This is a genomic window from Halalkalibacter sp. AB-rgal2 (assembly GCF_041821005.1).
Taxonomy (GTDB): domain Bacteria; phylum Bacillota; class Bacilli; order Bacillales; family Bacillaceae_D; genus Halalkalibacter.
This window is the reverse complement of the sequence record NZ_JBGUAV010000034.1, coordinates 39,801-48,152: the sequence shown is the minus strand read 5'-3', so window position 1 is coordinate 48,152 and position 8,352 is coordinate 39,801. Positions and strand designations below refer to the sequence as shown.

The 8,352-nt window shown below is 37.0% G+C and carries 12 protein-coding genes; 7 read left to right on the top strand and 5 right to left on the bottom strand.

Annotation, left to right across the window (positions count from 1 at the left end):
* Positions 1-18 precede the first annotated feature (18 nt).
* Complete coding sequence (locus ACERJO_RS19300) at positions 19-606, bottom strand: HTH-type transcriptional regulator Hpr (RefSeq protein WP_373648563.1); 588 nt, start codon at positions 604-606, stop codon at positions 19-21.
* 172 nt (positions 607-778) lie between these two features.
* Entirely contained in the window at positions 779-1,126 is a 348-nt protein-coding gene (locus ACERJO_RS19295; protein ID WP_247104497.1) for a YtxH domain-containing protein, read from the bottom strand.
* 89 nt (positions 1,127-1,215) lie between these two features.
* Here ACERJO_RS19295 and ACERJO_RS19290 point away from each other — a divergent pair, with 89 nt between their 5' ends.
* Positions 1,216-1,407, top strand: a complete 192-nt coding sequence (locus tag ACERJO_RS19290; RefSeq protein ID WP_247104496.1) for a hypothetical protein — start codon at positions 1,216-1,218, stop codon at positions 1,405-1,407.
* A 53-nt stretch (positions 1,408-1,460) separates the two neighbouring features.
* Here the strand turns inward: ACERJO_RS19290 and serC are convergent, their stop codons facing one another.
* A complete protein-coding gene (gene serC, locus ACERJO_RS19285) occupies positions 1,461-2,543 on the bottom strand; it encodes a 3-phosphoserine/phosphohydroxythreonine transaminase (RefSeq protein WP_373648566.1) in 1,083 nt (360 codons plus the stop codon).
* Positions 2,544-2,678: 135 nt separating this feature from the next.
* Positions 2,679-3,113, bottom strand: a complete 435-nt coding sequence (locus ACERJO_RS19280) for an HIT family protein (protein WP_373648562.1) — start codon at positions 3,111-3,113, stop codon at positions 2,679-2,681.
* A 136-nt stretch (positions 3,114-3,249) separates the two neighbouring features.
* Between ACERJO_RS19280 and ACERJO_RS19275 the strand changes: the two genes are divergently transcribed.
* The 6 genes from ACERJO_RS19275 (at position 3,250) to ACERJO_RS19250 (ending at position 7,538) form a co-directional block, all read left to right on the top strand.
* Positions 3,250-3,720, top strand: coding sequence for a PCYCGC motif-containing (lipo)protein (locus tag ACERJO_RS19275; protein WP_373648561.1), 471 nt, complete (start codon positions 3,250-3,252; stop codon positions 3,718-3,720).
* Between the two features lie 266 nt (positions 3,721-3,986).
* The gene (locus tag ACERJO_RS19270; protein WP_247104492.1) at positions 3,987-4,730 is read left to right on the top strand and encodes an ABC transporter ATP-binding protein; all 744 of its coding nucleotides are present in this window, start codon (positions 3,987-3,989) and stop codon (positions 4,728-4,730) included.
* Positions 4,727-5,935: an ABC transporter permease gene (locus ACERJO_RS19265; RefSeq protein WP_373648560.1), complete on the top strand. Its 1,209-nt coding sequence runs from the start codon at positions 4,727-4,729 to the stop codon at positions 5,933-5,935. Before ACERJO_RS19270 ends, ACERJO_RS19265 begins: the two co-directional genes overlap by 4 nt.
* A gap of 14 nt (positions 5,936-5,949) precedes the next feature.
* A complete protein-coding gene (locus ACERJO_RS19260; protein ID WP_247104490.1) occupies positions 5,950-6,699 on the top strand; it encodes an EcsC family protein in 750 nt (249 codons plus the stop codon).
* Positions 6,700-6,844: 145 nt separating this feature from the next.
* On the top strand, positions 6,845-6,994 hold the full coding sequence (locus ACERJO_RS19255; RefSeq protein ID WP_373648559.1) for a hypothetical protein: 150 nt from the start codon (positions 6,845-6,847) through the stop codon (positions 6,992-6,994).
* Entirely contained in the window at positions 6,969-7,538 is a 570-nt protein-coding gene (locus tag ACERJO_RS19250) for an EAL domain-containing protein (protein ID WP_373648565.1), read from the top strand. Before ACERJO_RS19255 ends, ACERJO_RS19250 begins: the two co-directional genes overlap by 26 nt.
* Before the next feature lie 66 nt (positions 7,539-7,604).
* On the opposite strand, the gene ACERJO_RS19245 is transcribed toward ACERJO_RS19250, so the two are convergent.
* Positions 7,605-8,321 (bottom strand): cytochrome c biogenesis CcdA family protein, encoded by a 717-nt coding sequence (locus ACERJO_RS19245; protein WP_247104516.1) that lies wholly within the window; start codon positions 8,319-8,321, stop codon positions 7,605-7,607.
* Between the last annotated feature and the right edge of the window lie 31 nt (positions 8,322-8,352).

Sequence of the window (8,352 nt, the reverse complement as noted above, 5' to 3'; positions counted from 1 at the left end):
AGAGCTTAGCTTAATAAGCTAAACTCCTTCTGTTACATATTCTTTTTCTTTTGTGGTTGATTGAAGTTGACCATCTTCTTCATAGAAACTCTCATCAAATTTCTGTAGTGTTTCTTCAAACATATCAATAAACTCGTTTCCGTAAATATGACGAAGAATACTCATAATTTCAGAGAATTCAGGGAATTTACCATACAATCCTTTGATTGGTAAAGCTCCTTGAAAGACACCATACGTATCAGGCTGATAGCATTCCAATGTTTGAAGGAAGAGAGCCTTGCCTTCCTCTGTTAATTGGACATACGTATTTCGTTTATCGTTTTCCTTCTTTGAAAATAGCAGCAAGCCTCTATCTTCTAGTTTTTTCGAAAAATTAAAGGCGGTAGACACGTGCATCACTCCGTACTTCGCAATATCCGAAATCGATGCACCGTCCTGGTGATAGGCAATCCATAAAATATGGTGCTCATTAATATTTAAATCAAATGGTTTAATCCAACTTTGCCAATCTTTCTCTACGGACTTCCACAATGCTTTACTTAATTGTGCAACTTTGTGACTAAAAATAACGGACTGTTTTAAGGAGCTTTCTGTCGACTGTTCCATAATCCTCCCCCTAACGAATAGATCTCTTCCTCCAAAATAGAACCTAGCTTCTTATTTATCTCTATCACAATATAACTTCCTTATATTATGACAAGGTTCATAGAAAAAGAAAAGGTAAATATGTGTTTATTTCAAACTTTTCGAAAATTTAATTTGTTCTTGCAAGTTCAGCTTAGTCACAATCTTTCAAGTTATTTACTTGCTGTTGCAAACTATTAATATCGTTTTTCAATCGTTCTAGTGATGGTTCGATATCCTGACGATAGTTCTCGATGATTTCTTTTGATTCATGGGCTAATTCTTGGCCTTGTTCTTTTGTAATGTGAATGGTTTGTTTTAATTTGGCTGTTGTGTCAGAGCATTGTTGCTTTAGTTGCTGAAAAGATCCTTTTCCGGCTTTTAATCGTTTGGCGTATCGTGCTTGTAATTCCTTACCGGACGTCGGTGTGATGAATAGTGTGATACCACTTGCAATAAGTGAACCAGCAATTAGACCGATTGATAAAGACTTCACGTTCATTCTATCCCTCCTTCTATTTTCTGAACGTCTTTCGCCTATAGTCTATTTCCTTTCCACCCTTCATATACATAGGTAAGGAGGGAAAACAGATGGAGGCGCTGACGTTATTGTTTGTTTCAATTTTTCTATTAACAACCTATAGTCTTATATACATAAGTATTCGACTTATAAAGGAAAAGAAAAAGGAAAGTAAGAAGGTTTTCTATCGTTCATTTAGTTACATTGTGATAACATTTTTTATTAGTGGTTGTATGGTTATTTATTGTTTACTTATGTTATAAAAGGAGGTATCTTATTGGAGATGTTCACTCCTATAAGATACCTAGCATGTACTTTATGACTTTTCTTGGAATGACTTCATGAAGTCACGAAGCTTTTCACATGCTTCAACTGGAACAGCGTTATACGTTGAAGCGCGACAGCCGCCAACAGAACGGTGACCATTTAAACCGACAAAACCTAGTTCCTTTGCTTCTGCTAAGAAGGCTTTATTGTGTTCCTCGCTAGGAAGGTTGAAGGTAATATTCATATTCGAACGTGCTTCTTCTTCAGCATGACCTCTATAAAAACCATTGCTTTCATCGATTGCATCGTATATAAGCTTTGCTTTAGCTTCGTTTCGTTTCTCGAGTATCTCGACGCCACCTTGCTCTTTCACCCATCTTAGAACTTGGTTTAGCACATAGATGGAAAAAGACGGTGGTGTGTTATAAAGAGAATTCGCATTAGAGTGAGTTTTGTACTGAAGCATAGTTGGTACATGCGAAACATCTGCTTCTAATAAGTCTTCGCGGACAATCGCAACTGTTACACCAGATGGTCCAAGGTTCTTCTGAGCACCTGCATAAATAATTCCAAATTGATCGACATTAAGCGAACGTGAAAGGATATCACTAGACATATCAGCAATTAACGGGGCATGAGTGATCGTTGGGAATTCATGCCATTGCGTGCCGAAAATCGTATTATTAGATGTAAGATGAACATAAGCATCATTTTCGTTATATTGCAATGATTGAATGTCAGGAATTGAGCGAAACTGATTCTCTTTTGCTGAACCACCGATAAACGTTTCGCCAATTAATTTAGCTTCTTTTATCGCTTTCTCTGACCAAGAGCCTGTTAAAATGTAATTTCCGATTTTTCCTTCTAGTAGAAACTGTAACGGGATCATAGCAAATTGTAGACTTGCTCCACCTTGAAGCAAGAGAATTTGATAGTTATCAGGAATGTTTAATAGCTCCTTCAAATGATCAATTGCTTCTTGATGAACAGCCTCATACTCTTTACTTCTATGGCTTAATTCCATCACGGACATACCTGTATTGGAGAAATTTGTTAGTTCCTGCTGAGCACGCTCAAGAACTTCCTTAGGTAATGCTGAAGGACCAGCATTAAAATTGTAAACAGCTACCATGTTTTCATCCATCTCCTTTTTCCCTTAGCTTAAATATGATAGTACGTCATTAACTTTATCCTATCATAAAAAGAGTGAAATATGTTTTGTGTTTTTTGTATTTTCCGAAAGTTTCATAAAAAAAATGTGCAAACGTTAGCTTTTTATAAAAGTGGAAATGGCTTTTGCAGCTTGCTGTAATTCATTTTGTGTATATTCAGAGCTATGGTCTTTCCATACAGCTCCGTAGCCATCTCCTTTTCCAAAACGGGGGATTAAGTGAATGTGATAATGGAAAACGGTTTGTCCTGCTTTTTCACCGTTGTTGTTAATCATATTCATTCCTATTGGATTTAGAGCATGCTTTAAACCGTTAGCGATTTTAGGGACAACGGAGAAAAGGTGACTAGCGATGTCGCTTGGTAACTCAAATACATCTTTGTAATGTTCTTTTGGAATGATCAATGTATGTCCTTTCGTTACTTGGCTAATGTCTAAAAAGGCGTAGACGTGATCATCTTCATACAATTTGTAAGAAGGAATATCTCCTCTTATAATTTTGCAAAAAATACAATTTGAATCGTAGGTCAATGTGATCATCCTTCCATATTTTTCTTTCACTATACCGACTTAAAGACGCTGTTGCAAGTGAAGCTTCACCGGATTGCTATACTTGTCTGCTACTTGAAATGATATACTGAAGGAAAGAGTTCGTAGAGGTGATAGAATGAAGAAGATATTTATTGGATTCGCATTGACGTTCTTATTATTAGGGTGTACTGATGGAGAAGAAACAGAGAAAGCTTCTCCTCATAACGGTCATCAAATAAATGGAGATTTACGTGAAGAAACAGCAGTTGAAGAATTACCACAATTTTTAGATCATTATTCAGACACGATTGCAGATATATACAGTCGAGCCGTTCATTATGAGGATGTACTCGTTCATATTCCTTGCTATTGTGGGTGCGGAGAGTTCGTCGGTCATCGACATACTTACGATTGCTTCATTTATGAGCGCGAAGAAGAATCAGTTGTTTGGGACGACCATGGAGCAAAATGTGGAGTGTGCTTAGAAATTGCTCACATGTCAATGGTATTAACAGATCAAGGTTTGTCTGTTGATGAGATTCGTCAAATTGTGGATGACGCGTATCAACAAGGATATCCTGAGCCGACACCTACACCTGTTTTATAGAAAGGGTTAAATAAGTAAGCCAAAAGATGCGTGATCTTTCGGCTTACTTTCTATATAAACCTGTTCAAAAAGCATCAAAAAAATATGGCGATAGCTTCGTTCGCTACGCGTCTTGTGGCGAGGAAACCACTCACTACAAGATTTTAAAAGATATAGCGACTACACTACTTGCTTAGAGGTCAAGTCGAAAGAGCAAAAGCTTTGTCAAGATAGTAGAGAATATATGTCCATTTTTGGTAATATAGAAGGGAAGGAGTGGTGACGCTATGTCAAAAGGGTTGCAAATTCAAGATTTAACAGGAGGGTACCACCCACGAAAGCCTGTTTTACATCATATTTCATTTTCAGTAGAGCCTGCTGAAATGGTTGGATTAATTGGATTGAATGGGGCTGGGAAGAGCACGACTATTAAGCATATTCTGGGTTTATTACAAGCAGATCAAGGGACAATTCATGTGAATGGAATGACTTTACAAGATGATTTACATACATATCGTCGTTCACTTGCTTATATTCCAGAAACGCCAATTTTATACGATGAACTGACGCTGTGGGAGCATTTAGAAGTGACAGCACTTGCTTACGATCTTGAAATGGATACGTTTGAAGAACGTGCGAATACATTATTAACTGAATTTCGAATGGAAAAGATGAGACACTGGTTTCCTAGTCATTTTTCAAAAGGAATGCGCCAAAAAGTGATGATCATGAGTGCTTTTTTAGTTGAACCACCTGTTTACATCGTAGACGAGCCGATCGTTGGACTTGATCCAATTGGCATTCAATCGTTTTTAACCTGGTTAGATACGATGAAAACCAAAGGGGCTGCGGTCTTAATGTCGACTCACATTCTAGCGACAGCAGAACGTTATTGTGACCGGTTTGTTATGTTACATGAAGGGAAAGTGTTACTTGAAGGTACTTTACAGCAAATGCAAGAGCAAACAGGGATGAAGAATGCAACGTTGGATGATATTTATATCGAAATGACGAAGGAAGAACGCGTATGAAAGATGGATTAACTTTGTGGCGAGAAAGGCTGACTGTTTACTGGAATGAAGCGATTCGTTATTTACGTTTAATCGGAAACAGTGGTTTTCTATTTACAGTTTACTTTCTCATTATTATTGGAAGTTATTATTATAGCCTCTTTTTACATTGGCTTCCAGCGGACTTCCCGGCAATATGGGTGTATGTTCTCGTGTTTGGGCATTTATTAACTAGAAGTGGTGTGCGTACTTTTGTAAAGCCTGGTGATCTAGTTTTTCTATTACCATATGAATCACAGCTATCTGGTTACTTTCAAGCTTGTAAATGGTATTCATATGCCATTCAAAGTGTATTCGTTCTAGTTGCATTTGTTCTGTTATCCCCTTTATATATGAATTATTCTAGTTATGCAGGTCCTATTATTTATATAATAGGTATGCTAATTATCGTAAAAGGTTGGAATGTCTTAACAAGCTTTGAGGAGCAGAGGTTCCAACATGCAATAGAACGTCATTCTCATTTTGCTTTACGTGGAGTTATTAATGTTGCTTTTATTTACTTGCTTTTCTCAGGTGCTGATTTGGTTTTAATACTTGCATTACTAGCGTTAATGGCGATCCTTTACTTTTTTTATTTTGCTAAAATAGCGAACAAACAAACGATTAAGTGGGAGCATTTATTAGATGTTGAGCGTGGAATGGTGACCTTTTTCTATCGAATTGCCAATGCTTTTACGGATGTTCCTCAATTGAAAAATAAAGTCCGTGAACGTCGTTATTTACAATGGTTCTTACATTCGATTAAACCGAGTCCGTCTGTCTACCACTATTTATTTACTCGTACTTTTCTACGCGCAAATGATTATGCGGGTATTTATATTCGGTTAGTTGTTATTCTTGCGATCATATTGGCTGTCTTACCAACTGGCTGGTTACAACTGGCGATTATGCTGTTATTTATGCATATGATTACAACGCAATTGTCAACGATTTGGTATCATTATGATACGAGCTTATGGGTAGATCTCTATCCCATTGAACAATCTGTTAAGAGACAGGCGTTAACGCAACTGTGCTTTCGCTTATTATTAGGGGCAACTGCCGTTCAAGTATTCATTCTATTACTTACATCAGAGTGGCTGATTACGGTTACGGCCCTACTGATCGGTGTGTTCTATAGCTATATGGGTAGTCATACACTCATTCATAAAAGGAGAAAGTCGTAAAGGAGGGACACGCTGTGTATGAAGAAACGGTTTACGAAGAACTTGATCGATGGAAACGAAAACTGACGAAGCGTCAATCAATGATGGGGCGTTATACAAAAGGTTTACAGGCTAAGGTTAATGGGTTAATCCCAGAAAAGGTGCATACATTTGTGACCACAAGTATAAAAAATATGACACATGCTACGTTAATTGGGTCAGAGTACACAACGAAAATAGAACCTAAACAAGGGTTGAGTCTTTCTGAACGTGATAAAAGTTTCAAGGAAATTCTCACTTCGTATAAACGAACCGCGGCACTTGAAGGGGCTGGTACAGGAGCTGGGGGCATTATACTTGGTATGGTTGATTTTCCCCTGTTATTAAGTATTAAAATGAAATTTTTGTTTGATACAGCTTCAACTTATGGCTATGATGTTCGGGATTATCGTGAGCGGTTATTCGTCCTATATTTATTTCAGCTCGCATTTGCTCGTGAAGAAAAGCGACCTGCGTTACTTGAGCGGATTGAGAATTGGGAAGAAGAAAAAGAGAAATTACCTTCAAAGGATGTCTATTTGGCAGAAGTTGATTGGAAGTCATTTCAACTAGATTATCGCGATTATATTGATTTACCTAAGATGCTACAGCTTATCCCTGGATTTGGAGCCATTGTTGGAGCAACTGCTAATTATCGCTTTTTAGAGATTTTAGGTGAAACAGCGATGAATGGTTATCGGATCAGATTGTTAAAGGATAAGAAAGAATCCAGAGGGAAACCGTAAAAAGTGAGGAGCTTTTTACGGTTTTTGTACTTATATATGGTTATTTTAGAGTGGGTATATAAACTCATTTCATATGATTATATAATGAAGTCTATATAAACTGGTCATGATGATTCTAAGTTCAACATAGAGGGAGATTGTTCTTATGACATTTGATAAGGAAGATCGGGTGCGCATGGATTCTCGTTTGAGAAAGGAAGAACTTATAGATGTATTACGTAACGTTCATGATGCTATTTTTGTTATTGCATTAAACAAGGAATTAAAATATAGAAGGTTTTGTAGAAGTAAATGAAGCAGCTTGTAAGCAAAATAAAGAGTGGCAGCAAAAAGGGTTATCCCCGATTGTCGTATCTGTGAACCTGTCTATTCGTCAATTTTATCAATCAGACTTAATTGAAAAAATAGATGCTATTTTAAAGGAAACACAGTTAGATCCATGCTTTCTTGAATTGGAAATTACTGAATCGATGGCGATGCATGCCGATACGGCAATCGTCATTCTCAAAGAATTAAAGAAATTAGGTGTGAAGATTGCAATCGATGACTTTGGAACAGGATTCAGTTCGTTAAACTATTTAAAACGATTTCCTATTGATCATTTAAAGGTAGATCAATCTTTTGTGAAAGATATACAAGTAGATGATGATCGGGATATTATCACTACTATCATTGCTTTAGGCCATAATCTAAAGATGAAGGTTATTGCGGAAGGAGTTGAAACGAAAGAACAAGTGGCATTTCTAAAAAAATCCAAGTGTGACATCCTTCAAGGATATTATTACAGTAAGCCACTTGATTCCAAATTGATTGAAGGAGTGCTTTTCCATCAATCGTAAAACAAACGTAAGGCTGATGACGTAATCTGTTCGTTAAAGTTGCTTAATGGATATGTTTCAATTTAGTTAGATTCCAAATGGGACAAACCTGGCTAAATAGGCCGAGATCGTACTGTATTGTCCGGTGAATAATAGAACTCCTAATATGACCATAATAACACCACTCCCTTTTTGAATTTTAGGGAGCCATTTGTTTAAGCGGCGTACTTTATCAAGTGATTTTGACCAAATAAGAGAGACGAGGAGAAATGGAACTCCAAGACCAATCGAATAGACGAATAACATAAAAACTCCTGTCATCATTGTTTCTGAACTGCTTGCAAGAAGAAGAATCGATGAAAGGACAAGTCCTATACATGGTGACCAGCCTGTACCAAACAAAAAGCCAATTAAAATCGAGTTAGCAAAGCTCTTTGATTTCCTTGGTTTTACATTTAACCGTTTCTCACTCATAAGCATACGAATTGATATGATTCCCATCATTTGTAACCCAAATACTGCAATAATAATCCCACCGAGCTGTTCAATCAATTGACGATTCCCTGAATAGAGCTGTCCAATGAACGTTGATGATAGACCAAGCATTAAAAAGATCGTTGTAAATCCGATAATGAAGCCGATACTACGTGAAAAAATAAAACGTCGATCTACTTGAATTTGATTATCTGTAACTGAAGTACCAGTTAATTGAGCTAAGTAAGCTGGTACGAGTGGGAAAATACATGGTGATAAAAAAGATATAATTCCAGCAAAAAAAGCGAGCCAGATTGAAACTTCCATTATGAAACCTCCTCATTTATACAACGAACGTTCA